Annotated in this window: 27 protein-coding genes; 17 read left to right on the top strand and 10 right to left on the bottom strand. The window is 58.2% G+C overall.

Annotated elements, in window-relative coordinates; all coding sequences use genetic code 11:
* The 11 genes from AC1DIG_RS24010 (at position 1) to recX (ending at position 7964) form a co-directional block, all read left to right on the top strand.
* Positions 1-969, top strand: a complete 969-nt coding sequence (locus AC1DIG_RS24010) for a hypothetical protein (protein WP_477769297.1) — start codon at positions 1-3, stop codon at positions 967-969.
* Positions 970-981: 12 nt separating this feature from the next.
* Positions 982-1200 (top strand): hypothetical protein, encoded by a 219-nt coding sequence (locus AC1DIG_RS24005; RefSeq protein ID WP_477769296.1) that lies wholly within the window; start codon positions 982-984, stop codon positions 1198-1200.
* A gap of 78 nt (positions 1201-1278) precedes the next feature.
* Entirely contained in the window at positions 1279-2490 is a 1212-nt protein-coding gene (locus tag AC1DIG_RS24000; protein ID WP_477769295.1) for a carbohydrate-binding protein CenC, read from the top strand.
* Between the two features lie 12 nt (positions 2491-2502).
* Positions 2503-2943, top strand: coding sequence for a hypothetical protein (locus AC1DIG_RS23995; protein WP_477769294.1), 441 nt, complete (start codon positions 2503-2505; stop codon positions 2941-2943).
* Between the two features lie 21 nt (positions 2944-2964).
* The gene (locus AC1DIG_RS23990; RefSeq protein WP_477769293.1) at positions 2965-4056 is read left to right on the top strand and encodes a phage tail protein; all 1092 of its coding nucleotides are present in this window, start codon (positions 2965-2967) and stop codon (positions 4054-4056) included.
* Positions 4025-4672 carry a tail fiber assembly protein gene (locus AC1DIG_RS23985; protein WP_477769292.1) on the top strand — a complete coding sequence of 216 codons (648 nt, stop codon included), beginning with the start codon at positions 4025-4027 and terminating at the stop codon, positions 4670-4672. The genes AC1DIG_RS23990 and AC1DIG_RS23985 overlap by 32 nt, the downstream gene beginning before the upstream one ends.
* Positions 4673-4687: 15 nt before the next feature.
* Positions 4688-5251 (top strand): glycoside hydrolase family 19 protein, encoded by a 564-nt coding sequence (locus tag AC1DIG_RS23980; protein ID WP_477769291.1) that lies wholly within the window; start codon positions 4688-4690, stop codon positions 5249-5251.
* The gene (locus AC1DIG_RS23975; protein WP_477769290.1) at positions 5233-5769 is read left to right on the top strand and encodes a lysis system spanin subunit; all 537 of its coding nucleotides are present in this window, start codon (positions 5233-5235) and stop codon (positions 5767-5769) included. Before AC1DIG_RS23980 ends, AC1DIG_RS23975 begins: the two co-directional genes overlap by 19 nt.
* 82 nt (positions 5770-5851) lie before the next feature.
* Positions 5852-6352, top strand: a complete 501-nt coding sequence (locus AC1DIG_RS23970; protein ID WP_477769289.1) for a CinA family protein — start codon at positions 5852-5854, stop codon at positions 6350-6352.
* An 83-nt stretch (positions 6353-6435) separates the two neighbouring features.
* Positions 6436-7488, top strand: coding sequence for a recombinase RecA (gene recA, locus AC1DIG_RS23965; RefSeq protein ID WP_477769288.1), 1053 nt, complete (start codon positions 6436-6438; stop codon positions 7486-7488).
* A gap of 8 nt (positions 7489-7496) precedes the next feature.
* Positions 7497-7964: a recombination regulator RecX gene (gene recX, locus AC1DIG_RS23960; protein ID WP_054595967.1), complete on the top strand. Its 468-nt coding sequence runs from the start codon at positions 7497-7499 to the stop codon at positions 7962-7964.
* Between the two features lie 42 nt (positions 7965-8006).
* On the opposite strand, the gene AC1DIG_RS23955 is transcribed toward recX, so the two are convergent.
* A complete protein-coding gene (locus AC1DIG_RS23955; protein ID WP_477769287.1) occupies positions 8007-9128 on the bottom strand; it encodes an LOG family protein in 1122 nt (373 codons plus the stop codon).
* A gap of 504 nt (positions 9129-9632) precedes the next feature.
* Here AC1DIG_RS23955 and AC1DIG_RS23950 point away from each other — a divergent pair.
* Positions 9633-9827, top strand: a complete 195-nt coding sequence (locus AC1DIG_RS23950; RefSeq protein WP_477769286.1) for a FitA-like ribbon-helix-helix domain-containing protein — start codon at positions 9633-9635, stop codon at positions 9825-9827.
* Positions 9828-9836: 9 nt separating this feature from the next.
* Here AC1DIG_RS23950 and AC1DIG_RS23945 read toward each other — a convergent pair whose 3' ends face one another.
* Positions 9837-10262, bottom strand: coding sequence for a PA3611 family quorum-sensing-regulated virulence factor (locus AC1DIG_RS23945; protein WP_019692124.1), 426 nt, complete (start codon positions 10260-10262; stop codon positions 9837-9839).
* A gap of 190 nt (positions 10263-10452) precedes the next feature.
* Between AC1DIG_RS23945 and AC1DIG_RS23940 the strand changes: the two genes are divergently transcribed.
* The 3 genes from AC1DIG_RS23940 to AC1DIG_RS23930 all read left to right on the top strand — a co-directional run bounded on the left by AC1DIG_RS23940 (position 10453) and on the right by AC1DIG_RS23930 (position 12526).
* Positions 10453-11211: a tRNA-uridine aminocarboxypropyltransferase gene (locus AC1DIG_RS23940; protein WP_477769285.1), complete on the top strand. Its 759-nt coding sequence runs from the start codon at positions 10453-10455 to the stop codon at positions 11209-11211.
* A gap of 226 nt (positions 11212-11437) precedes the next feature.
* Positions 11438-12088, top strand: coding sequence for a response regulator transcription factor ErdR (gene erdR, locus AC1DIG_RS23935; RefSeq protein WP_054595971.1), 651 nt, complete (start codon positions 11438-11440; stop codon positions 12086-12088).
* Positions 12089-12163: 75 nt separating this feature from the next.
* Positions 12164-12526 (top strand): diacylglycerol kinase, encoded by a 363-nt coding sequence (locus AC1DIG_RS23930; RefSeq protein WP_123582450.1) that lies wholly within the window; start codon positions 12164-12166, stop codon positions 12524-12526.
* On the opposite strand, the gene AC1DIG_RS23925 is transcribed toward AC1DIG_RS23930, so the two are convergent.
* Positions 12523-13449, bottom strand: coding sequence for a LysR family transcriptional regulator (locus tag AC1DIG_RS23925; RefSeq protein ID WP_024264819.1), 927 nt, complete (start codon positions 13447-13449; stop codon positions 12523-12525). The genes AC1DIG_RS23930 and AC1DIG_RS23925 overlap by 4 nt on opposite strands.
* A gap of 136 nt (positions 13450-13585) precedes the next feature.
* On the opposite strand from AC1DIG_RS23925, the gene fpr reads away from it, so the two are divergent.
* A complete protein-coding gene (gene fpr, locus AC1DIG_RS23920; protein ID WP_003189055.1) occupies positions 13586-14365 on the top strand; it encodes a ferredoxin-NADP reductase in 780 nt (259 codons plus the stop codon).
* Positions 14366-14569: 204 nt separating this feature from the next.
* Here fpr and tsaA read toward each other — a convergent pair whose 3' ends face one another.
* From tsaA to rimO, 5 genes are all read right to left on the bottom strand, one after another.
* Positions 14570-15268 carry a tRNA (N6-threonylcarbamoyladenosine(37)-N6)-methyltransferase TrmO gene (tsaA, locus tag AC1DIG_RS23915; RefSeq protein WP_103315475.1) on the bottom strand — a complete coding sequence of 233 codons (699 nt, stop codon included), beginning with the start codon at positions 15266-15268 and terminating at the stop codon, positions 14570-14572.
* 247 nt (positions 15269-15515) lie between these two features.
* Positions 15516-15983 (bottom strand): YehS family protein, encoded by a 468-nt coding sequence (locus AC1DIG_RS23910; protein ID WP_477769284.1) that lies wholly within the window; start codon positions 15981-15983, stop codon positions 15516-15518.
* Positions 15984-16050: 67 nt separating this feature from the next.
* Positions 16051-16761 (bottom strand): rRNA pseudouridine synthase, encoded by a 711-nt coding sequence (locus AC1DIG_RS23905; RefSeq protein ID WP_477769283.1) that lies wholly within the window; start codon positions 16759-16761, stop codon positions 16051-16053.
* 82 nt (positions 16762-16843) lie between these two features.
* Entirely contained in the window at positions 16844-17317 is a 474-nt protein-coding gene (locus tag AC1DIG_RS23900) for a GNAT family N-acetyltransferase (RefSeq protein WP_477769282.1), read from the bottom strand.
* 115 nt (positions 17318-17432) lie between these two features.
* Positions 17433-18767 (bottom strand): 30S ribosomal protein S12 methylthiotransferase RimO, encoded by a 1335-nt coding sequence (rimO, locus tag AC1DIG_RS23895; RefSeq protein WP_145017377.1) that lies wholly within the window; start codon positions 18765-18767, stop codon positions 17433-17435.
* Between the two features lie 385 nt (positions 18768-19152).
* Here rimO and AC1DIG_RS23890 point away from each other — a divergent pair, with 385 nt between their 5' ends.
* On the top strand, positions 19153-20994 hold the full coding sequence (locus AC1DIG_RS23890) for a potassium transporter Kup (protein WP_477769329.1): 1842 nt from the start codon (positions 19153-19155) through the stop codon (positions 20992-20994).
* 206 nt (positions 20995-21200) lie between these two features.
* Here AC1DIG_RS23890 and AC1DIG_RS23885 read toward each other — a convergent pair whose 3' ends face one another.
* Positions 21201-22496, bottom strand: a complete 1296-nt coding sequence (locus tag AC1DIG_RS23885; RefSeq protein ID WP_477769281.1) for a virulence factor family protein — start codon at positions 22494-22496, stop codon at positions 21201-21203.
* Complete coding sequence (gene mprF, locus AC1DIG_RS23880; RefSeq protein WP_477769280.1) at positions 22496-25138, bottom strand: bifunctional lysylphosphatidylglycerol flippase/synthetase MprF; 2643 nt, start codon at positions 25136-25138, stop codon at positions 22496-22498. Before mprF ends, AC1DIG_RS23885 begins: the two co-directional genes overlap by 1 nt.
* Between the last annotated feature and the right edge of the window lie 24 nt (positions 25139-25162).

Genomic DNA, 25162 nt, shown 5'->3' with positions numbered 1-25162 from the left:
ATGGATTATCCGAAGAGTGTGCCTGGTGCTGGCCTGGTCAATGGCAAGTTTGTCGATGAAAACCCGGTTGGCGGGACACCGGGCTCGTTGATCCCGGCAAGTTGGGGGAATGGGGTAACTGAAGAAATATTGGGGGTTATTGGTGCGGCTGGACTGACGTCTTCCGAGTCAAACAATAAACAGTTGCTGGAAGCGATTAATAAGCTGGTGGATGCTTCCTCGCAACGGGTTGGCAGTATTTCCGGAATGCTGAGGAATGCGAGCTTTTCGATACCGGTAGCGTCTTTAAGCGGAACGTTTAAAGCAGATGAGTTGACGGTTCAACCCGCAATGGGAGGGGCGGGTTATCGGCTGGCGAACTTTAATAAGTCCATCAACCTGGCCACTACTGGTGTCGGAGGCATGGATGCAGGCTCTGCTCCGATAAATGGTTTTGTTGCACTGTACGCAATCTATAACTCCGCCACTGGGGACAGTGGGATTCTGGCGGTTAACAGTACGTCGACCATCGCATCGGGAGTGTATGACGGCGGCAGGATGCCGGCTGGATATAACGCTTCGGCGCTGATCAGTGTCTGGGCAACCGATGCATCAGGCAAGTTGAAGGTGGGCGCGCAGCGCGGGCGTAAAGTTTATATCTCGCTGGCACAGGCTTATTTGGGTTCGGCGATCTTGAATGCTTCACCGTTGTCATTGGCAGGTATTGTTCCGCCGAACGCTTTTGAAGTTAATGGTGAAATGGTGATTTCCAATGGTTCCACCACGATGTCTTATATCAATCTGGTTTTGAATGCTAATGGTATAGGGTTGGGGCAGCAAATTATTGCCGGCCAGCTTGGTTCGGGGGCTGGCATCGCGGGTAACTATTCGATGCCGGTAATCAACAATCAAACTGTCTATATGCACTGCCAGAGTACTGCCGGGGCTCCTGTGTTCGAAGTGTATATCAGCAGCTATTCATTTAACTGATAGGGGTGAGGCATGGAAGTGGTCAACGTTCAGTTCGACAGTGAAGAGCGAAAGACGATTGTTGCAGAGTTTTCGGTTTTGCAAGATGTGAGCTTTTGGGAAAACCAGGGTGTTGTTTCGATAGATGATGAGCGGTACACGGAATTCAAGAAGAAAATGGGAGTTGCCACAAGTGCTGGTCAATCCTCCTCTACGACCGTCTTCCAACGGGCGCTTTCGTTTTTGCGCTGAACAACGTCAAGCCCAACGCTTATGCGCAGGTCACACCAACTGATGGGTTGGTTCACAAAAAAGATCAGGAGTTAAACGGTGGATTATCCAAAGAGTGTACCCAGCGCTGGGCTGGTGAATGGCAAGTTTGTCGATGAAAACCCCGTGGCCGGGACACCAGGATCGTTGATTCCGGCAAGTTGGGGGAATGCGGTAACGCAGGAGATTGTGAGTGCAATCAGCGCGGCAGGGATGGTGCCTGCAGAAAATCAAACTAATCAGCTGACACTGGCTATCAAGGAACTGGCGAAACTTGATCCACAGCAGCGTTTCCCGGCTCAGGTTTATCGTAAGAACCTTATTATTAACGGAAATTTTGATATCTGGCAGCGTGGCATTACCAATCTGGGCCCCAATTCGGGTGCCTTTATTGCGGACCGTTTCCGCTGTGATTGGAACGGCAATGCGGGTGTCAATATTTCCCGCCAGAATTTTGTGCTGGGGCAGACAGAAGTTCCCAATGAACCTCGGTATTTTCTGCGCTGGCAGCAAATTACCGCGGGTGCTGGAGCCAATACGCACAAGATTTCCCAAGCTATTGAGTCGGTTAGAACGTTGGCAGGAAAGTTGGCGACAGTAACGTTCTGGGCAAAAGCCGATATCGTACGCCAGGTAACTGTAACGGTGGCGCAGTTTTTTGGCGGAGGCTCGGAACCTGTTGTGACAACTGTCGGGAGTTTTCAATTAAGCAGTTCCTGGGCTCGATACAGTGCGACCGTTCAGGTTCCTTCCATTGCTGGCAAGACACTGGGGGCTGCAGGTAATGATTGTCTCAGGCTGGCGTTCGATCTCCCATTGAATGTGTTGCAGACAATCGATCTGGCTCAGGTCCAACTTGAAGAAGGTCCAGTGTCCACGCCCTTTGAGTTTCGTACTCCGGCAGACGAGTTGATGCTTTGTCAGCGCTATTACGAAAAAACCTTCAACCAGGATATTCAGCCAGGAGAAGCAACAAACTTGATAGCCGGAGCCCTTATATCGACCGTCAAAATGGGCCAGACCGGCTTTGCCTCCCAACCGTTGGCGCAGTGGTCCTTCAAGGTTGAAAAAAGAACAACGCCGAGCATCAGTCTATATAGGCCCACATCGAACGGAACACCGGGTCAATGGCGATCGGGCAGCGATCAGGTTTCATCCGCCAATGCTCGGCCCTATGCAGTGTCTACGCGAGGTGTATGGGTGGATAACTCCGATGTGGCAGTCGTCACCCAGTCTTATTACATCCACGCTACGGCTGATGCTGAAATTTAGGAGTGACGCAAGATGCGCTATCAATTAATGACGAGCGGAGTTTTTCGTCTCGCTGACTCGGTTTTTATTCCTGAAGATTCAACTAATCGTGACTGGATTCTCTATCAGGAGTGGCTGAGTCACGGTGGTGAATCACTTCCGATGAACTCAAGTCCTGGACAGGAAGGAGTTGAACGCGCCTGGCGTGACTCCGAACTGTTTCAAACCGACGGTTTGGTTGCAAGGCATCGCGATGAACTGGAGGCGGGCGGGGCAACGACGTTATCCGCCGCAGAGTACGAAAGCTTGCAAACCTATCGCCGTGACTTGCGCAATTGGCCGGCTACCGAAGAGTTTCCCGTACTGACAGGGCGGCCGGTATTGCTTGCCCCCGTCAGCGTTATGGCCGCTCCAGTTAGGAAAGCACGGGTCAGGAAGTCTGTGAAACCGGTAGAGCCCGCCATCGCTCAATAGAGAATTATAAGGAGTGGAACATTGGACTATCCAAAAAGTGTCCCCGGCGTAGGGCTGGTGAATGGCAAGTTCGTTGATGAAAACGTGGTTTCCGGAACGCCGGGATCGTTGATTCCCGCGACATGGGGTAACAGTGTTACTCAGGAGCTGCTGACGGTTATCGCAAGTGCGGGACTGGCACCGACTGAAGCGGACAACGGCCAGTTGCTCAAGGCATTGCAAGTGACAATGGCGAAGGCGAGCCCTATGCGTTCATTGGTGACCAGTGTCTCGGGCTCCAAAGCATTGCTGGCCGAGGAGTTGGGACTCGTGCTGGTCAGTGCCGGCACGGATGCAGCCACCTTGCTGCTGCCTGCCGCCGATGGAGCGCTGGGTGTGCGTGACGTCATCGTGAGGCGGCTGGATAACAGCGGTAATCGGCTGACAGTCCAATGCATAGGCACGGACACGATCAAGTTTCATACCCACCTTCGTCCCACCGGTTATCCATTTCTGGTGTTGATGGGGGCGGGAGACTGGTGGCATTTGCGCAGCGATGGCCTCGGTAGCTGGTGGCCCGTCGGGCGGTTCGATGGTGTTCCGCTGGGGCGCCCCTTCTTTGAAACGACAACGCTCCTGAGCCCAGGCGGGTACGGTGCGCTAAACGGTTCTGTGTTGAGTCGAGCTGAATGGCCATGGCTGTGGGACCACGCCCAGCAGTCCGGGATGCTGAAAACCGAGGCGAGTCGGCTCGGCAATGAAGGCGGATGGACTACCGGTGATGGTGCGCTGACATTCCGCGGACCTGAGGGGCGAGGGGAGTTTTTGCGGATACTGTCCGAAGGACGAACGGTCGATACCGGACGTGTACCGGGATCGGCTCAATCCGGTACTTACCATTCCTATGCGTTTGGCGCTCAGGGCGCGGGTGCCATGGGGTCCCGATGGTCCGACAGTCTTACAGCGGTTGGTGCAGATACGCAGGAAGAAGTGCGCAACTTTGCGGTCGTCAATGGTGGGCCTACTTTTCCTGTAGGAACTACCTATCAGATGGATACCGCTAATACCTTGCTCTACTCCTTTAAGTCCCGGCCGCGAAATATTGCCTATCCAGGTCGAATCAAGATTATCTGAGGTGTCTATGTTTCATTATTTAGTCGACGATTCAGGTGTTCTGAACGGCCCGGTAGAGCTGTTTGTCACGCCGGGTCTTGGTGTGCAACTACCGAGTAATGCCGTCGAGTTACCTGAGGAACTTGCCGAGCCTGAAAACGGCTTTGTATGGGCCTGGGCTAAAGGCGCTCCCGAGGCCGCGCGTGACCGCCGTGGCACCGTATTTCAAACCCAAACAGGCGCTTCGACCACTTGGGAGCAGTTGGGTGAACTACCCGATGGTTTCACCGAGAAACCCTGGCCCGGTCAGCATTACGTTTGGCTCGATGGCGACTGGCAACTTGATCAATCGGCGAAAGAAGCGGCTGAACTGGCAAGTGTTCTGAAAGAGCGAGACAGCCGCTTGCGCGACGCTGCCATGCGCATCGCCCCGCTTCAATATGCTGTCGATCTGGGTGATGCCACGCAACAGGAACAATCGGCCCTGCTGGACTGGAAACGCTACTGCGTTGCCTTGAACCGCATCGAACAGCAAGCAGGGTATCCCCTCGAAGTCGAGTGGCCGATTCTGACGTTTTCTGAACCCAGGGAACCGACGAATTCACTGCGCTCGTTCTTCGGCCTTAAACAAAAGTAAATCGAGGACATCCTCATGCCTGTAACAGAAGGGCAACTGCTCAAGATCATGCCCAACGCCCGCCTTCAAGCGGGCGTTTTCGTTTCTGCCCTCAACACTGCCATGACCCACCGTCAGATCAACACCCCCAAACGCATCGCCGCGTTCCTTGCGCAAGTCGGCCATGAGTCGGGGCAATTGCGTTATGTGCGTGAGTTGGGCAACGACCAGTACCTCAGCAAGTACGACACCGGCGCGCTGGCCATCCGCTTGGGCAACACGCCTGAAGCTGACGGTGATGGTCAGCGTTATCGGGGGCGCGGGCTGATTCAGATCACCGGTCACGACAACTATCGTCGATGCAGCCTTGGGCTGTTCGGTGATGAGCGTTTACTGACCCTGCCTGAGTTGCTCGAGCAGCCGCAATGGGCCGCCGAGTCGGCAGCCTGGTTCTGGGAGCTGAACGGTTTGAACGAACTGGCCGATAGTGACCAGTTCAACAGCATCACCCGCCGGATCAACGGCGGGTTGAATGGGCTGGAAGAACGTATGCAGCTCTGGACACGGGCGAGGGCGGTGTTATGCCAGCCTTCGGTCTGATACCACTTCCGTACCGGGTGATCGGCGTTGCTGTGCTGGTGGCCATCGTGGCTGGCGGTGCCGCGGCAGTGTCCTGGCACATTCAGGATTGGCGTTACGGTCGGCAACTGGCGGAACAAGCCAGGTTGCACGGCGAGGCGCTGAACCAACTGACCCTGGCGGCGGCGAATCAACAGCGCGCCGAACAGGACAAGCGCCTGGCGCTGGAGCAGCGTCTTCAGGCCAGTGACCAAACCTATACAAAGGCCCTGAGTGATGCACAACGTAATCAAGGTCGCCTGCGCGACCGTCTTGCCACTGCTGATTTGCGCCTGTCAGTCCTCGTCGACCCCCGTGATGCCGACGCCGGTTGTGGTGTGTCAGCCGCCTCCGGCACCGGCGGCGTGGTTCATGGAGCCCTACGAGCCCGACTTGAGCCGGCGCATGCTCAACGAATTATCGGCATCACCGACACAGGCGACCGCGGACTGATTGCCTTGCAGGCCTGTCAGGCGTATGTCAGAGCCCTGGCTCATTAACATTTTGATCTAGCCCGCGTCTTGCAAGCGTGATTCGCTCGTGTACGGTAGTGCGCATGCCCGCCTGATCAAGGAGAGAGTCGTGAACGAAATCACCCAGCTTGCCGCGCAACTAGGCCGGCGTTTGCAGGTTCTCAATGCCCATGTCAGCACGGCCGAGTCCTGCACCGGCGGCGGGATCGCCGAAGCGATCACCCGGATTGCCGGCAGCTCGGCGTGGTTCGAGGCCGGCTATGTCACCTATTCCAATCGCCAGAAGACCCAGCAACTGAATGTCCCCGCCGAGTTGTTCACTGAGGTCGGGGCGGTCAGCCGTGAAGTGGTCGAAGCCATGGCACGTGGCGCCCAGCACAAGAGTCGCGCGCGTTTTACCGTGGCGGTCAGCGGTATTGCGGGACCGGACGGCGGTACGCCGAACAAACCGGTGGGCACCGTGTGGCTGGCCTGGAGTGTCGGAGATGCCGTGTATTCGGAGCGCCGACACTTCCCCGGCAACCGCGACGAGGTCCGCCGACAAACGGTGAAGGCCGCGCTAGAGGGGTTGCTGCAGTATGCCGCCGGAGAAATCTCAAATCAGGGGTAGGCGATCCCGAAACGCTGTGGAATAATACTGGCTACTTATACAGGTGTTGGCCGTCAGGCCTTATTGATTACGTGAGGACTTTAATGGACGACAACAAGAAGAAAGCCTTGGCTGCGGCCCTGGGTCAGATCGAACGTCAATTCGGCAAGGGTGCCGTAATGCGTATGGGCGATCAGGACCGTCAGGCGATCCCGGCTATTTCCACGGGCTCTCTGGGTCTGGACATCGCACTCGGCATTGGCGGTCTGCCAAAAGGCCGTATCGTTGAAATCTACGGTCCTGAATCCTCCGGTAAAACCACGCTGACACTGTCCGTGATCGCCCAGGCTCAAAAAGCTGGCGCGACCTGCGCATTCGTCGACGCCGAGCACGCCCTGGACCCGGAATATGCCGGCAAACTGGGCGTCAATGTCGACGACCTGCTGGTTTCCCAGCCGGATACCGGCGAGCAAGCCCTGGAAATCACCGACATGCTGGTGCGTTCCAACGCGGTTGACGTGATCATCGTCGACTCCGTGGCGGCCCTGGTTCCGAAGGCTGAAATCGAAGGCGAAATGGGTGACATGCACGTGGGCCTGCAAGCCCGTCTGATGTCCCAGGCGCTGCGTAAAATCACCGGTAACATCAAGAACGCCAACTGCCTGGTGATCTTCATCAACCAGATCCGGATGAAAATCGGCGTGATGTTTGGCAGCCCGGAAACCACCACCGGTGGTAACGCGCTGAAGTTCTACGCTTCGGTTCGTCTGGACATCCGCCGCACCGGCGCGGTGAAAGAAGGCGACGAAGTGGTCGGCAGCGAAACCCGTGTCAAAGTCGTCAAGAACAAGGTGGCTTCGCCGTTCCGTCAGGCCGAGTTCCAGATTCTTTACGGCAAGGGCATCTACCTCAACGGTGAGATGATCGACCTTGGCGTACTGCACGGCTTCGTTGAGAAATCCGGTGCCTGGTATGCCTATAACGGCAGCAAGATCGGTCAGGGCAAAGCCAACTCGGCCAAGTTCCTGCAGGACAACCCGGACATCGCTGCCACCCTTGAGAAGCAGATTCGCGACAAGCTGCTGACGCCGTCTGCTGACGTCAAGGCTTCTCCGGTCAAAGAGACCGAAGATGATCTGGCTGACGCTGATATCTGATTGATCCGATGACCGCCGTACTCGATACCCTCGTCGCGGTGCGGCGAACCGCAATGGACCTGCTCGCACGACGCGAGCACGGTCGAGTCGAGCTGACGCGTAAACTGCGTCAGCGCGGTGCTTCTGATGAAATGATCGATACAGCACTCGACCGTCTGACGGAAGAGGGGCTGCTGTCCGAATCCCGATACCTCGAAAGCTTCGTTTCCTACCGTGCCCGTTCCGGCTACGGCCCTTTGCGTATTCGCGAAGAGTTGAGCCAGCGTGGCTTGCAGCGTGCCGATATCGAACTCGCCCTGCGTGAAAGCGGAATCAGCTGGCAAGAAAACCTGGAGGAGACCTGGCGACGCAAGTTTGCCGGGCATTTACCGATAGACGCCCGCGAGCGCGCCAAGCAAGGGCGCTTCCTCGCCTATCGGGGATACTCCATGGAAATGATTGGCCGCTTGTTCAGCGGCCGAGGAATGGATGACTGACTGAAAGGGCCCGACTATTGAAATAGTCGGGCTTTTTTTTGCTCAAATAACCTTGATCTGTTCCCGTTTGCGCTGTGGCGTCTGGGGCGGCTGAGCCGTGGCCCAGTTTTCCGGCAGGTTGATGTAGTCGACCAGTTCACGCAGGCGTCCGTGATCACGGGCGTTGAACGTGAAGGACAGTCGCACCAGATGGCTGAACTGAGCCTCGTCGTGCTCCTCGCCAGCGTAAGTATGTTGATGAAAGTGATCGCTCAGGCACAGGTCGGCAAAGGCCTCCTGTATATGCTCGAGCGCCTGGTCGCTGAGTTTGTGATGCATGCGGATCACGAACTGATGTTTCAGCCAGCGGCTGGAGTGGAAGTTACTGTAGAACTGATTGATTTCCGCCACAGCGTCATCGACGGTGTACACCAGACGAATCAGCTTCAGGTCGTTCGACAGGATGTAATGGTTGGCCTCCAGTTGATTGCGGATGAAGTTCAGCGCGCCTTCCCAGAACGTGCCGCCAGGAGCATCCAGCAACACCACGGGAACCAGCGGGCTTTTTCCGGTCTGGATCAGGGTCAATACTTCCAGGGCTTCGTCCAGCGTGCCGAAGCCGCCTGGGCAGAGCACCAGCGCGTCGGCCTCTTTGACGAAGAACAGTTTGCGGGTAAAGAAAAAGTGAAACGGTAGCAGGTTGGCAGTGCCGCCTACGGTCGGATTCGCATGCTGCTCGAAGGGCAGGGTGATATTGAATCCAAGGCTGTTATCCCGACCTGCACCTTCATGGGCGGCGGCCATGATGCCGCCGCCGGCACCGGTGATGACCATCAGGTTCGATTGGGCGAGTTTTGCGCCCAGATCCCGGGCCAGGGCGTACAGCGGATGTTCAACCGGCGTACGTGCCGAGCCGAAAACGGTCACTTTACGTCGTCCCTTGAACTGCTCCAGCACACGGAAGGCATGCTCGAGTTCGCGCAGGGTTTGCTGGGTGATCTTGGCGTTCCAGCGGTTGTGGTCTTCTTGCGCCATGCGCAAGACGGTCAACATCATGTCGCGATAAATCGAAATATTTGGGCTATTGGGTGAAACCAGGTTGAGTTGCTCTTCGATCTTGCTGGTGAGATCGACGCCGATGCTTTGAAAATGGCGCACCAGAAGCTCATTCGGTTGGTAAGGCATTCAACTTCTCCTTCTACACAGAACCTTCGGCTCGAACGAGAAATTCGCCTGAGCCGCGACACCGCTTGTGTCGCTCTCAGCCCGCAAGAGGGCTGGGCACTACACCCGACTCGACCTGACCATGAAGCGTTGAAGTGGCGGTCGAGTCATCCAGACGGGTTCTGCTTATCCCTTGGATGAAAGAAACGTTCGCACGACAGGACTCTGAATGGGCAGCCCCTTTTCTGCCCCGAACATTAAACACCAATACATTGAATCTAGACGCTTGTGGTGAGTTGCGCTGACTTGATCATGGTCCTCGAAAGTCTTCGCTGGCAATCACTTATTGCGAGTTCACAACCGAGTGTCACCGCTCGTCAGAACCTCTGTCGGACGGCCAAGGCTCTGATTTACTCAGTTACAGACACAACACGACAGCATTGCGTCCAGGGCAAGGCGCAAGGCTTCAGGAGCTGTAGGGGATCATCGCGCAATGATTGGCGATCAAGTGCAAGGAGGCAGGCTATGAGCCTGGTGATTCTGGAGGTCGATGCGCAACTGTATCGATTGCTGCAGGCGGCGGCCGCGCGTAATCACGTGAGCCTTGAAGAGGAATGTCGTCGGCGCCTGGAGGACAAAGAGTGGCGCTCGCCTTATTTGCAGGCGCTGGTGGCGGAGTTGCGCGCCGATGATGAGCAACGACGCGCAGGTTCTCACTGATTCAAGTGATTACTTTTTCTTTTGTGCCGTTTGCGCAGGGCAATCCGATTCCTGGTAGCTGGCCGAGCCTACAGGACGATTGGTTTTGTTTTCCGAAAAGTCGTAACGCATGATCGCGCCCTTGGCCATCAGCTTGCGGTAGTTCACGTTGCGGCAAACGCTGGCGCCCAGTTGCAGATAAACCACTTTCGGGTTGGCACGCATTTCGTCGGCATAAGCTGATTGCACGCTGATGTGGTCGATCAGCTGTTTGCCATCAACCGTATAACCTTGGTCGAGAAGGTTCTCATTGATTTCCCGAGGTAGACCGACGTTACTTTCCGCAGCAACCTTTTCCAGCATCTTGCCCAGATTCAAGTCATTCAGGGAGGCTGCTTGAGCGCTGAAGGGCAGGGCCAGCAGAAGGGCAGCGGTGGGGACGATAAGGCGCAGCATGAAACTCTCCTGGTTCAGTGACTGGTGCTTCGACCAGCCACATGGCGGTGCGTTCAGTGGCGGCGGATTATAGGCGAGCGGGGGGTAGGCGGTACAGGTTTGGGCGAGCTGCTCTGGTAAACTGCCGCGACTTCCTGCCTTGCCGAGTGTTTTTTGTGTCGATATCCCTTTCCTGCGGATGCTGCCTGCGATGAGCGATGCAGCCCCACGTTTTGCCACGAACGCCGTAGCCCGTCTGCGCGATGAGCGAGAAGAGGAGAGCACCAAGCCTTTTCTGGCCCGCGGTTCACGGGCACCCCGTTGCCATACGTGCCGGGTGATCGAGAGTCACTGCCTGTGTAACTGGCGTCCCCAGGTCGAATCGCGTGCCGGCGTTTGCCTGATCATGACCAAAAAGGAAGTGTTCAAACCGAGCAACACCGGCTGGCTGATCGCAGACGTGGTCAGGGACAACTTTGCCTTTATCTGGTCGCGTACCGAGGTCGATCCGCAGTTGATCAAGCTTTTGTCCGACCCGCAATGGCAGCCTTATCTGGTGTTTCCCGGCGAATACGTTGCTCCCGAACGCGTGACTCATACCGTCGAGGCTACCAGCGAAAAGCGCCCGTTGTTCATCCTGCTGGACGCAACCTGGACAGAGGCGAGAAAGATTTTTCGGAAAAGCCCTTATTTCGACGGGTTTCCGATTCTGAGCCTGCTCCCCGAAAAGCTCTCGCGGTACCGCCTGCGAAGGTCTACCCGCAGCGAACACCTGTGCACCGCGGAAGTGGCCGCGTTGTGCCTGGATCTGGCAGGGGATGTAGACGCTGCATCGGCACTGGATGCCTATTTCGATGTGTTCAGCCAGCATTACCTCGATGCCAAGCATCAGCTGGAAATGAATGTCTCGACCCCGGCCCATACAGAATTGCTGCCTTTCGTTGAACACACCGCGCCGGTCATGTCCTGAGAGTCACCCATACTGACAGGTAACCGCGGGCTTGCGGCTTGACCACCCAGGCTTCGCTGGGCATCCTTGGCGCCGATTAGGGTGCGGCCGAAGATTGAAACGCCGGTTTTATGGGCTCTTGGCGTTGAACGTGCCCTGTTGGTGCCGCTGTCTGGCGGTACCTCGAGTTGCCTTGGCGAGGCCTGAATGCATCGGGTCTGCCATAAAAAACAGGATCATTTGAAAAATGGCCACATACGAAATCCTGATTGCCGATGACCACCCTCTCTTTCGCAGCGCGCTGCGCCAGGCCGTGACCCTGGGCCTTGGCCCCGAGGTTCGTCTGGTGGAAGTGGCGAGCATTGCCGAGCTGGAAGCCCGTCTGACCGAAAAGGCTGACTGGGATCTGGTGCTGCTGGACCTGAACATGCCGGGCGCGTACGGATTCTCGGGGCTGGTGCTGTTGCGCGGTCAATACCCGCAGATCCCGGTGGTGATGGTTTCGGCTCAGGAAGAAGCCTCGATCATGGTGCGTTCCCGTGAATTCGGGGCCAGCGGTTTCATTCCCAAATCCAGCTCACTGGAAGTGATCCAACAAGCCGTGCGCTCTGTGCTGGATGGCGATGTCTTCTGGCCGCCGCAGGCATTTGAAGCAGTCAGCGTTTCGGACGAGGCCAAGGCTGCCAGCGAAGGCTTGGCCAGTCTGACGCCACAGCAGTTCCGTGTATTGACCATGGTCTGCGAAGGTCTGCTGAACAAGCAGATTGCCTACGAGTTGAGTGTATCGGAGGCGACGATCAAGGCGCACGTGACGGCGATCTTCCGCAAGTTGGGGGTGCGTACCCGGACTCAGGCGGCGTTGTTGTTGCAACAACTTGAGTCAATTTCGAGCCACTAACGGCGCTTTCATTCACGCTTTTTTAACTTCTGTTGATCTAGCTTTTCTACTTCTTCTGGTTCAGTTGCCTACTTTATGTCGCCTTTCAAAGGTCAAACCGGTCTCAAGCGCATTCTCAATGCAGGTGGTTATTCACTCGACGGCCTGCGTGCAGCCTTCACTGGCGAAGCCGCTTTCCGTCAACTGGTCCTGCTCAATGTCATCCTGATTCCGCTGGCGTTTGTGCTGAACGTCAGCCACGTCGAGCGCGCTTTGCTGATTGCCGTCTGCATGCTGGCGCTGATTGTCGAGTTGCTCAATTCGGCCGTGGAAGCGGCAATAGACCGGATTTCCCTTGAGCGGCACCCGTTGTCGAAAAATGCCAAGGACATGGGCAGCGCTGCTCAGTTGATGGCCCTGAGCATGATCGTGATGGTGTGGGCGGTTATTCTGCTTTAAGCAATCGTCGGCAGAACGATCTCGTCGCTGCGCTGAACCCCGGCGGTGAAAGCGCGGCACAAGTCGAGAAACTCGCGCATGGCCGACGTCTGATATTTCTGTTTGTGCCAGATGAAATAAAACTGCCGCGCCAGATCCAGGTCTGGTGTTTCAACTGCCACCAGGCTGCCGCGGCGGAACGCGTCGCGTAGCGCCAACCGCGAAATACAGCCAATTCCCAAGCCGGACTCCACTGCGCGTTTGATCGCTTCGGTGTGTTCCAGCTCAAGCCGGATATTCAAGGCGCTTCGGTGATGACGCATGGCCTGGTCAAAGGTCAGACGCGTGCCGGAGCCTTGTTCGCGAAGGATCCACGCCTCGTGCGTCAGCTCCTCCATGCTTGCCTGGCCACGGGCGGCCAGCGGGTGCTGCGGGGCGCAAAACACCACCAGTTCATCCTCGACCCAGCTTTGTACCTCGATGTCCGGGTGGCTGCAGTCGCCTTCGATTAGACCCAGATCAATTTCATAGTGGGCGACTTGTTGCACGATGTTGGCAGTGTTCTGCACGTGCAGCTTCACCTGACTTTCCGGATGACGCTGCATGAAGCTGCCGATCAGTAAAGTCGCCAGGTAGTTGCCGATGGTGAGGGTGGCACCGACCGCCAGCGAGCCGAAACCGGACTTGCCGTTGAGCAGGTCCTCGATTTCCTTGGCCTGGTCGAGCAAGGCCACCGCTTGCGGCAGCAGTTGTTTGCCCATGGCGTTGAGGCTCAGCCGCTTGCCGGCGCGGTCGAACAGTTGGCAGCTGGATTGACGCTCGAGTTCGGTGATCGAGGTGCTGGCCGCCGACTGCGAAAGGTTGAGCAGACCGGCAGCACGAGAGACACTCTCTTGCTGAGCGACGGCGACGAAGACTTGAAGTTGACGTAGAGTAAATCGCATATCTATATAACCGATAACCCTTATCTTAATAATCCAGTTAACAGATATTGTCGCTGCCATTAGAATGCGATGCAATTGCGCACTGCTCTCTCGGCGCAGAGCATGCGCAGACAAAATCTCCAGGAGTCCCCCGTACATGAGCAACATGAACCACGAGCGTGTCCTCAGTGTTCATCACTGGAACGACACTCTGTTCAGCTTCAAGTGCACCCGCGATCCGGGCCTGCGCTTCGAGAACGGCCAGTTCGTGATGATCGGCCTGCAACAGCCCAACGGCCGCCCGCTTATGCGCGCTTACTCGATTGCCAGCCCGAACTGGGAAGAGCATCTCGAGTTCTTCAGCATCAAGGTTCCCGATGGTCCGCTGACTTCCCAGTTGCAACATCTGAAGGAAGGCGACGAGATCATCATCAGCAAAAAACCGACCGGCACCCTGGTGCTGGACGATTTGAAGCCTGGTAAGCATCTGTACCTGCTCAGCACCGGCACCGGTCTGGCGCCGTTCATGAGCGTCATCCAGGATCCGGAAACCTACGAGCGTTTCGAAAAAGTGATCCTGTGCCACGGCGTACGTTACGTCAACGAAGTCGCTTACCGCGAGTTCATCACCGAGCACCTGCCGCAGAACGAGTTCTTCGGCGAGGCCCTGCGTGACAAGTTGATCTACTACCCGACCGTGACCCGCGAGCCGTTCGAAAACGAAGGTCGTCTGACCGACCTGATGCGCAGCGGCAAGCTGTTCAGCGACATCGGCCTGCCGCCGATCAATCCTGAAGACGACCGCGCCATGCTCTGCGGCAGCCCGAGCATGCTCGACGAAACCAGCGAAGTACTGAACAGCTTCGGCCTGAAAGTTTCGCCGCGTATGCGTGAGCCCGGTGACTACCTGATCGAGCGTGCGTTCGTCGAGAAGTAAGCGCATCCCTCGGGGGGGCGGGCTTGTGTGGGAGCGGGCTTGCTCGCGAAAGCGGTTTAGCATTCAACGATGATGTTGACTGACAGTCCGTCTTCGCGAGCAAGCCCGCTCCCACATTAGTTATGCGTCTGACCCAAAAAGCCCGCGTTGCCTTTCCAGGCAACGTGGGCTTTTTCGTTTTCGGGTTTTTTTCGTTGATAGGGCTTATGTGTTGACGGGGATGACTTCAAGGACGCGGATCAGCCCGGCTTGCGGGTAATGCCAGCGTACGTCCAGGTCCCAGAACTGTGCGCCGTATTCGCGTTCGGGTGCGGGGGTCTGGTAAGCCGGGCGTGGGTCTTGGGCCAGGCATTGCTCGATCAGCTCGACCAAGGGCTCTTCAAGGCGCTGAGCGTGCGTATGCGCCTGTTGCAAGGCTGAGTCCGCCCACTGCACGGGAATCAGTTGCGGCGCGGCGCTGGCGATCTCGTTGGATGCGCCCGGGATGATATCGGCGTAGGGCACGTAGGGTTTGATGTCGAGAATCGGCGTACCGTCCAGCAGGTCAATGCCGGAGATCCACAGGCGATTGGCTTCAACCTTGTCCAGCTTGACCACCGATTGGCCAATGCCGTTGGGCCGATGGGTCGCGCGCGTGGCAAACACGCCCATGGACTTGTTGCCGCCCAGGCGCGGAGGGCGGACTTTGAGTCGCGGCTTGTCTTCCAGTGCCTGATGAAACAGGAACAGCAGCCAGACATGGCTGACCTGCTCCAGGCCTTGCACCGCATCACCCTGATCGAACGGTGCCACCAACTCCAGAATGCCGCGAGCGGCCGGCGCCAGTTGTGGCTGACGCGGAATGGCGAACTTCTCCTTGAAGCAGGAGCGCACAAAGCCGATCGGGGAAACGCTGTAGGTCATGGTCTGGGGTCGAGAGGGAAAAGAGGTGGGCATGATAACCCACGCTGCCTCTGTGGCGAGGGAGCTTGCTCCCGCTGGGGTGCGAAGCGCCCCCAAAACCTGTGACCGAGTCCTTCCCGATCAATTAAGGTGCCAATTTTACGGCTGCTGCGCAGCCGAACGGGAGCAAGCTCCCTCGCCACAAGAGCGTCAGAGGCTGAACCCGCCATCCAGTGGAATGATGTTCCCGGTCACCGCAGGTCTGGGATCAGCCGCGAACGCGCAGGGTCAGGCCCTTGAGGAAATTGCGCAGCAACTGGTCGCCACAAGGGCGATAGTTGGTGTGGCCGAACTTGCGGAACAGTGCGCTCAGCTCAGGCTTGGAGACCGGAAATTCGGCGGCCCTGAGGATGGCGTGCATGTCGTCTTCTTTCAGTTCGAAGGCCACGCGCAGTTTCTTCAGGATGATGTTGTTGGTGACTGGCAGCTCGATCGGCTGCGGTGGACGGCTTTCGTCCTTGCCGCGTTTGAAGAACACCAGGCCATCGAGGAAGTGCGCCATGACCTCGTCCGGGCAGCGTACGAAGCCTTCTTCGTCTTCTTCTTTCTTGTCGAGGTACGTCACCAGGTCGGGCAGGGTGACATCCATGCCGCCGAGCTTGATGATCTCGATGACTTTTTTGTCACTGATGTCGAGCATGTAGCGCACGCTGCGCAGTACGTCGTTATGAATCATGTGTGCAGTCCTGATCATTCAGCTGTGGGCGTTGCCGTTAACGGCGACGCCGAAATGTGTGGCGGCCTTAGAATTTCTCTTTGGCAGACAGATAGCGCCATTGGCCCACCGGCACTTTGCCGATGGAAACACCGCCGATACGGATGCGGCGGATGGCGACGACCTTGAGGCCGACAGCCTGGCAGAGCAGGGCGATGATCCCCGGTTGCGGGTTTTTCATCGCAAAGCGCAGGCGGTTTTCGTTCTGCCAGCTGGCTTTGACCGCCGGCAGTTCCTTGCCTTTGTACGACAGGCCGTGGGTCAGGCGGTTGAGCCCGTGAGCGACCATGTCGCCTTCGACCTCGACCACATACTCTTGCTCGATCTTGCTGGCATCGGCAGTGAGTTTGCGCAGGATCTTCCAGTCCTGGGTGAACACCAGCAGCCCGCTGGCGTTGGCCTGCAGGTCGGCGCTGGCGGTCAGGCGCAGGAAGTGGCCCTTGAGCGGACGTTTGCTGAAGCGGTGTTCTTCGCTCAGGGTCTCGGGGCCGATCAGTTGCAGGGCGGTGTCGGCATCCATGCCTGCTGGCGCGTGCAACAGGATGGTCACGGGTTCTGGCGCGGTGGCCTTGGCTTCGGGGTCGAGTTCGACTTTCTGGGTGTCGACCTTGAACTGCGGCTCATCGATGACTTCGCCGTCCACGGTGACCCAGCCGCCCTCAATGAACAGCTCAGCCTCCCGACGGGAGCAGCCGACGAGCTCGATGAGGCGTTTGGAGAGACGAATCGGGTCAGTCATGACAGGGGCCGTTACAAAAGGGGGGAGGCATTGTACCTGCCTCGCGCCGGTTAATCGCGGGTCCATTTGCCTCGTGTGGCTTTTAGCCGCGCCGGGCCTGTTGATTGGCCTGCTTCAAACGCATGTGCAGCAGCGGATAAGGCTGGCCCATGCCATCGACCTCCGAGCGTCCGATGACTTCGAAACCCTGTTTGAAATAGAACCCCAAGGCTTGCGGGTTTTGTTCATTGACGTCCAGTTCATCGGCGTTGAGGCGTTCCATGGCGTAGTTCAGCAGTTGTTTGCCCAGACCCTTGCCACGGTGTTCGGGGGCGATAAAGAGCATTTCGATCTTGCCTGCTGCAACGCCGGCGAACCCGGTGATGTGCTGGTGTCGGTCGCGGGTGCAGATCAGCATGACGGCATCCAGATAACGGGTGAGCACCAGGTTTTTCAGCAGCTCGATGTAACTGTTCGGCAAAAAGTCATGCGTAGCGCGTACCGACGCCTCCCAGACTCGGGTCAGTTCTTCATAGTCGCTGTGTTTCGGTGTGTGGATGACCGAATGATGGCGCATGCCCGCCTGCCCCTTATCCCGTGAGTGAGGTTGAATCCTCTTGCTGAACAATACGATAGACGTAAAAAAGCCCCGCATCTCGTGAAGAGAGCGGGGCTTTTCATATTTTTTGCGTTTAGATCTGTTCAGCCCACAGGTCGTATTCGTCGGCGTCGGTCACTTTGCACCAGACCTTGTCGCCCGGCTTGAGGTTGCTGCCGTTGTCGATGAAGACGTTGCCGTCGATTTCCGGGGCATCGAAGAAGCAACGGCCGACCGCGCCTTGCTCGTCGACTTCATCGACCAGCACTTCGATTTCACGGCCGATGCGCATTTGCAGGCGCGCCGAGCTGATGGCCTGCTGGTGCGCCATGAAGCGATCCCAGCGGTCTTGCTTGACCTCGTCCGGAACGATCTCCAGGTCCAGATCGTTGGCCGGAGCACCTTCAACCGGCGAGTACTGGAAGCAGCCGACGCGGTCGAGTTGGGCTTCGGTCAGCCAGTTCAGCAGGTACTGGAAGTCTTCTTCGGTTTCGCCGGGGAAGCCGACGATGAAGGTCGAACGGATGATCAGGTCCGGACAGATCTCGCGCCAGTTCTTGATGCGCGCCAGGGTCTTGTCTTCGAACGCCGGGCGTTTCATCGCCTTGAGCACTTTCGGGCTGGCGTGCTGGAACGGGATGTCCAGATACGGCAGGATTTTCCCGGCGGCCATCAGCGGGATCAGCTCATCGACGTGCGGGTACGGGTAAACGTAGTGCAGGCGAACCCAGACGCCGAGGGTGCTGAGCGCTTCGCACAGTTCGGTCATGCGGGTTTTCACCGGCGCGCCATTCCAGAAACCGGTGCGGTACTTGACGTCAACGCCGTAGGCGCTGGTGTCCTGGGAAATCACCAGCAGCTCTTTGACGCCGGATTTGACCAGGCGCTGGGCTTCGTCGAGCACATCGCCCACCGGGCGGCTGACCAGTTTGCCGCGCATCGACGGGATGATGCAGAAGCTGCAGCTGTGGTTGCAGCCTTCGGAAATCTTCAGGTAAGCGTAGTGGCGCGGCGTCAGCTTGATGCCTTGCGGCGGCACCAGGTCGATCAGCGGGTTGTGATCCTGGCGCGGTGGCACGACGTCGTGCACGGCGTTGACCACTTGCTCGTACTGCTGCGGACCGGTGACGGCCAGCACACTTGGGTGTACGTTGCGGATGTTGCCTTCTTCGACGCCCATGCAGCCGGTGACGATGACCTTGCCGTTTTCCTTGATGGCTTCGCCGATCACTTCAAGGGATTCGGCCTTGGCCGAGTCGATGAAGCCGCAGGTGTTGACCACCACGACATCGGCGTCCTGATAGGTGGACACGACATCATAGCCTTCCATGCGCAGTTGGGTGAGGATGCGCTCGGAGTCGACCAGTGCTTTCGGGCAACCCAGGGATACGAAACCAACTTTAGGGTTGGCCGGCGTTGTGGTGGACATGTCTAACCTCGGTGTTTTGTGACGCCTCCAGCCGACAACGGCAAGGCGACAGACGGGCGCTTGACGCGCCTCTGATCAAAAAGTGCGCAATTCTAGCGGTGGTCAGCGTACTTGACCAGCTTTATGGAGGGAAATACGACGAGTGCTGCGCTATGCTTCGCGCCGTTACACCCAGGCGTATTTTTTCAGTCAATAAATCGCCTGTATCAATAAGTAAAACAGCGCATGCTGCACGGCAGTCTGCGCAGATTGGCAAAGCTCAGGCGCTTGTTCGTGTCGTGCTTTTTACATGAAGCCCCGGTCTTGGTGGCAGGAGTGGTTGATGGGTCAGGCAAGTAGTCAGGCAGTAGGCTCAGCGCATTCCGGGGCAGCAAAGCCCTTGGGAATGCTGGTGGCGGCGGTCGGGGTGGTTTATGGCGATATCGGTACCAGCCCGCTCTATACCCTCAAAGAGGTGTTTACCGGTGGCTATGGGGTGCAAGCCAACCATGACGGAGTATTCGGGATTCTGGCGCTGATTTTCTGGTCGCTGATCTGGGTCGTCTCGATCAAGTACGTGTTGTTCATTCTGCGCGCCGACAACCAGGGCGAAGGCGGGATCATGGCCCTGACCGCGTTGGCGCGGCGAGCCTCGGCATCGTATCCGCGGCTGCAATCGGTACTGGTGATCCTCGGTCTGATTGGCGCTGCGTTGTTCTACGGCGACAGCATGATCACCCCGGCGATCTCCGTATTGTCGGCGGTGGAAGGCCTGGAGCTGGCATTCGAGGGCCTCGAACGCTGGGTCGTGCCGTTGTCGCTGATCGTGCTGGTGGGGTTGTTCCTGATCCAGAAACACGGCACTGACCGTATCGGCAAGTTGTTCGGTCCGGTGATGGTGTTGTGGTTCGTGGTGCTGGGTGTCATGGGAGCGCTTGGTATTTCCCGGTATCCGGAAGTGTTGCAAGCGTTGAATCCGGTCTGGGGGGTTCGGTTTTTCGAGGTTCATCCTGGCATAGGTATCGCGATCCTTGGCGCGGTGGTGCTGTCGTTGACCGGTGCTGAAGCGTTGTATGCGGACATGGGTCACTTTGGTCGCAAGCCGATTGCCCGTGCCTGGTTCGCGTTGGTGCTGCCGGCACTGGTGCTCAACTACTTTGGCCAGGGCGCCTTGCTGCTGGAAAATCCGGACGCCGCGCGTAACCCGTTCTATCTGCTGGCACCGGGCTGGGCGTTGATTCCATTGGTGGTGTTGTCGACGCTGGCAACGGTGATCGCTTCCCAGGCGGTGATTTCCGGTGCGTTCTCCCTGACCCGTCAGGCGATTCAGCTCGGTTACATCCCGCGCATGTACATTCAGCACACCTCAAGTGCCGAGCAAGGTCAGATCTACATCGGCGCGGTGAACTGGACGCTGATGGTTGGCGTTATTTTGCTGGTGCTGGGCTTCGGGTCGTCCAACGCCCTGGCCTCGGCTTACGGTGTGGCGGTCACCGGGACCATGTTGATCACCAGTATTCTGGTGGCGGCGGTCATGCTGTTGTTGTGGAAATGGTCACCGGTCCTGACAGTGCCGATCCTGGTCGGCTTCCTGCTGGTGGACGGGCTGTACTTCGCTGCCAACGTGCCTAAAATCGTGCAGGGCGGTGCGTTCCCGGTATTGGCGGGGATTGTGCTGTTTATCCTGATGACCACCTGGAAACGCGGTAAAGAGCTGCTGGTGGATCGGCTGGATGAGGGCGGTCTGCCGTTGCCGATTTTCATCAGCAGTATTCGCGTTCAGCCACCTCACCGGGTCCAGGGTACGGCGGTGTTCCTGACCGCACGGCCGGATGCGGTACCCCACGCGTTGTTGCACAACTTGCTGCACAACCAGGTGCTGCATGAGCAGGTGGTGTTGCTGACGGTGGTTTACGAGGATATTCCGCGGGTACCGACGCAGCGGCGGTTTGAGGTCGACTCTTACGGTGAGGGCTTCTACCGGGTGATCCTGCACTTCGGCTTTACGGACGAACCGGATGTGCCGCAAGCGCTGAAGCTGTGCCATCTCGATGAGCTGGACTTCAGCCCGATGCGTACGACGTACTTCCTCAGTCGCGAGACGGTCATCACTTCCAAGCTCGTCGGCATGGCCCGCTGGCGCGAAGTGTTGTTCGCCTTCATGCTGAAAAACGCCAACGGCAACTTGCGGTTCTTCAAGTTGCCGGTGAACCGGGTGATTGAGCTGGGTACACAGGTAGAAATGTAAGCCTCACAAAAAGCCCCCGTTGCCTTGCGGCAGCGGGGGCTTTTCTTTGGGGGAGCGCATTGCGTCAAGACAATGGATATCCAATGTGGGAGCGAGCAAGCTCGCTCCCACAGGTGAACTGTGCCGTCCGGTCGAGCCGGGCGTGACATGAAAAAAGCCCCCGTTACCTTGCGGCAGCGGGGGCTTTTTGTTGAACTCGGATCAGGTCACTGTTCTGCGACCTTGTCCTTGTTCTGACGTTTCTCGATCGCATTGACCAGACGTTTGGCCAGGGCCGGGTAGTTCTCGTCGAAGTGGTGGCCGCCCGGCAGCTTCAAGGCTTCACCAACAGCGGTCTTGTCGGTGCAGCCACTCTCGGCGATTTCTTCTGCGCCATAGATGCACAGCACCTTGTCGGCGGGCAGCTTGGCCATTTCCGGGCCGGTGTCGGCCTCTTTGCCGGCATTGCCGAGCCAGCCTTCGACCTGGATTTCGAAGCTGCCAGTACGGGCAAAGGCCAGCAGGATGATTGCATCGACCCGCTGCTGTTCGCTTTCCGGCATGCGGTTGTAGATCGCTGGCAAGACGTCGGCGCCGAACGAATAGCCCGTGAGGATGAAGCGTTTGGTGCCCCATTTCTGACGGTAGTGCTGCATCAGTTCGGTAAGGTCAATGGCGCTTTGCTCAGGGCTCTTGTGCTGCCAGTAGTAGCGCAGGGTGTCGATGCCGACCACCGGGTAACCGATCTTCGCCATTTCACCGGCTACGTCACGGTCCAGGTCACGCCAGCCGCCGTCACCGGAAAGGAACAGGGTGACGGTGTCCTTGGCCTGGCCGGCAGGCACTTCGACCACCGGAATGTTCAGGCCACCGTTGCCCTTGTCAGCGCCGACGAGGAGCTTGCGCAGTTCGTTGTTGAGGACTTGCGGCAGGTTGATGTCGTAGTCGCTGATGCTGGTTTCGGCATTGGGTTGATCGCGCACGAAGCCGGCGCTGGTGTCGTCCGGGTTATCGTTCCAAGCGACCAGCCAGTGACCATGAGCTGCGCTTTTTGGCAGCGAGTGGGTGCAGCCGGGTTTTTCCAGCGCCAGGTCTACTGAAACGGCCTGGGACTTGTCATCTTTCTGCTCGGCCAGCCAGCGCCAGGCCAGGATGGCGCCAGGGCCGATACCGCTGACCAGGGTCGCAGGGCCCTTGAGCTGCTGGAAGGCTGCCTGCAGGGCATTGCCTTGTTGGGTGCAGTCCGTGGGCAGGACCACCTGAACGATTTGCGCGGCACCGCCACGGCTCAGGGTCATCAGTTGCTTGTCGCTGAGCTTCTGATCTTCGTTCACCGCGACAACCACCTGGGCGCGCGGCGTGGTGCCGGGAATGACACGGGTCATTGCCGGGCCATCAATGGGCGTCAGCAGTTCGAGGGTGGGCTCTGGTGCCGGGCGGTTCCAGTACCAGTAACCGCCACCGAGGATCACAGCCAGCACCACCAGAGTGGCCAATACATACCGCCAGGAGCGTTGAATCATCAGCGTTTCACCAATCCAGTCAAGCCGCCCGCAATCAGGGCGGCGGTATCGGCCAGTGCCACCAGCGGATCGAGTCCGGCGGGCACGGCCATGTAACGAGGTTCCCAGTCAGGCTGGAATTTGTCCTTGAAGCGGCGCAGCCCCTGGAAGTTATAGAGCTGCTCGCCACGGCGAAACACCATCGAGCCGAGGCGTTGGGTCAGTGGCGCGCCACGACGGGGTTGCAGACCCGACAGCGGCACCATGCCCAGACTGAAACGTGCATATCCATGATTTTTATAATGTTGAATCAGGCCGACCATCATGAACTCCATGGTCAGCTTGGGTGCGTCCGGGTGGGCACGCATCAGGTCGAGGCTGGCCAGGTCGTGGCTATACGTCTCGAGCAGGTTGGCGAATGCCACCGGGCGACCCTCAAAGTGAATGATCGCAATACGGAAGTGCTTAAGGTAATCGTCGCTGAAACGGCCGAGGGAGAAGCCTTTTTCGCGAACGTTCTTGCCGGTCAGCCAGGCATCGGAAATGACCTTCAGCTCCTCCATGGGGGCTTGGCCCGGTTCGTAGATTTCCAGCGACAGGCCATCGCGGGTGCCACGGTTCCAGGTGTAGCGCAGGTCCTTCATCTCTTTGCCCTTGGCCTCGAGATCAAAGCGATGCAAGTCAACCCGGGCTTCTTCGCCCAGTTTGATCGCGGTCAGGCCGATGTCCATGTAGTACGGCAGGTTTTCGGCGCGTACCTGATAGAACACCGGACGGGCGTGATGCAGGTCGCAGAGGTCGCGGAACTGCCAGATCATTTCCGCGCGTTGCTGGGTCGGGCCGATCGGGTCGTACAGGGCTACCAGACTGCGGCCACGACGCGCATACATCAAGAACGCTTCGTCGTTAGGGTGAAACAGTAATGCCTTGTCACCGGTCAGGGCGAGGCCACCGTCCGGTTGCGACGAGGCCATCAGGATCTTCAGCGCCTTATCCAGTTCTGCGGCGTCGGGCTGATGAATCACCGGGCGCGCGGTGCGCAGCAGCCAGGTCAGGGACACTACCACCAGCAAGACTGCCGCGCCGAGCAACGAGCGCAGACCGCGCGGGGCATCGGAGTCAAGGGTGAACTGCCACCACAGTTGATGGCTGTACGGCACATCCTGATAGGCGAACAGCAGGAGCCAGATCGAGGCGCCCAACACGCACAGGCTGGCCACCAGGTACAGCGGCGAGAACGGCACTTCGGTCAAACGGCTTGGGCGGTAGAAGGAGCGACGGAAGATCGCCAGCAGGCTGGCGGTCAGGATCATCAGGCAGGCTTCTTCCCAGTCGAACCCTTTGAGCAGCGAGAGCACGGCGCCGATCATCAGCAGAATGGTGGTCAGCATCCACGCGGCAGAGAGGCGACGGCGCAGACCTTGAGCCAGCAGCAGGCAGAGCACGCCGATCAGGCTGGCACCAAAGTGCGAGGCATCGACCAGGCGATGGGGGATCAGGAAGCCGATGTGTTCCAGGCGGGTGTCGATTTCCGGTGTTGCACCGGAGAACAGCAACACCACGCCAGACAGGAACACCAGGATCGCCAGTACCGGTGCGGCCATGCCCGAGGCGGCGCGCAGCGATTGACGGGTGTTGAACAGGCGTTGTGCTTCATTGATCAGCAGCAGGACGCAAGCGACCAATAGCGGCAGAACCACATAGATCAGGCGATACAGCAGCAGGGCGGCGGCCAGTGGCGCAGCGCCGAGTTTATCGGCGAAGGCCGCCAGCAGAATCGCTTCGAATACCCCGACGCCGCCCGGTACGTGGCTGAGCACGCCAGCGGCCAGGGCCAGCAGATAGACCAACAGGAAGGCGCCGAACGGTGGCGCTTCCGGCAGCAGCAGATACAGCACGGTCGCGGCGGCTGCCACGTCCAGTGCGGTAATCACCAATTGCAGGAAGGTCAGGCGACGACCCGGCAAGCGGAGCGTGCGTCGTCCGATGCGAACCAGCAGATTGTCCGTATACGGTTGTTCTGGCAGGCGGCGGCGGTACAGGCCGATGGCCAATACCGAGCAGAGCAGCAACACGGCAATTGCAATGGTGCCCAGCAACGGTTGTGACAAGTGCAGCGCGGTAGAGGCGGCAGGCAGGTTGCTGAGTGTCGCCAGGGCTGCGAGCGGCGGCAAAGCACAGCCCAATGACAGGCTGGCAAACAATGTCATGTGGGCGACTTCCGCTGCCCCGAGCCCGTGACGTGCATACAGGCGGTAACGCACAGAACCGCCGGACAGCAGCGAAAGGCCAATGGCGTTACCGATGGCGAATGCGGTGAAACCACCCAGAATCATGGTGCGCGGCGGCAGGTTCACGCCAGCGTAACGCGTGGCTGACCATTCATAGCCGAGCAAGATGATGAAGCCTGCAATGGTTGCAGCCAATGCGCCGAGCAGGGCCGGCTTCGGCACTTCCAGAATCGAGTCGTGCAGGGCGTAGAGATCCAGCTCGCTTAATAGATGGCGACAGGCAATCAACGCGATAGCGAACAATAGCAGCGTGACCGCCAGGCCAATGGGTTGACGGTACTTGCTGACCAGATCCAGCCAGTGCAGACGGGTGGCCGTGATCGGTTGTGTCGCTGTGACGGTGTCTTGTAAATCAGACGAGTTGGCGCGCATCAATCACCTCTTGGATTGTGCGCG

Source organism: Pseudomonas sp. 05N431, from assembly GCF_056397005.1.
Note: the sequence above shows the minus strand (reverse complement) of the source record. Positions and strands in the feature narration are given on the sequence as shown.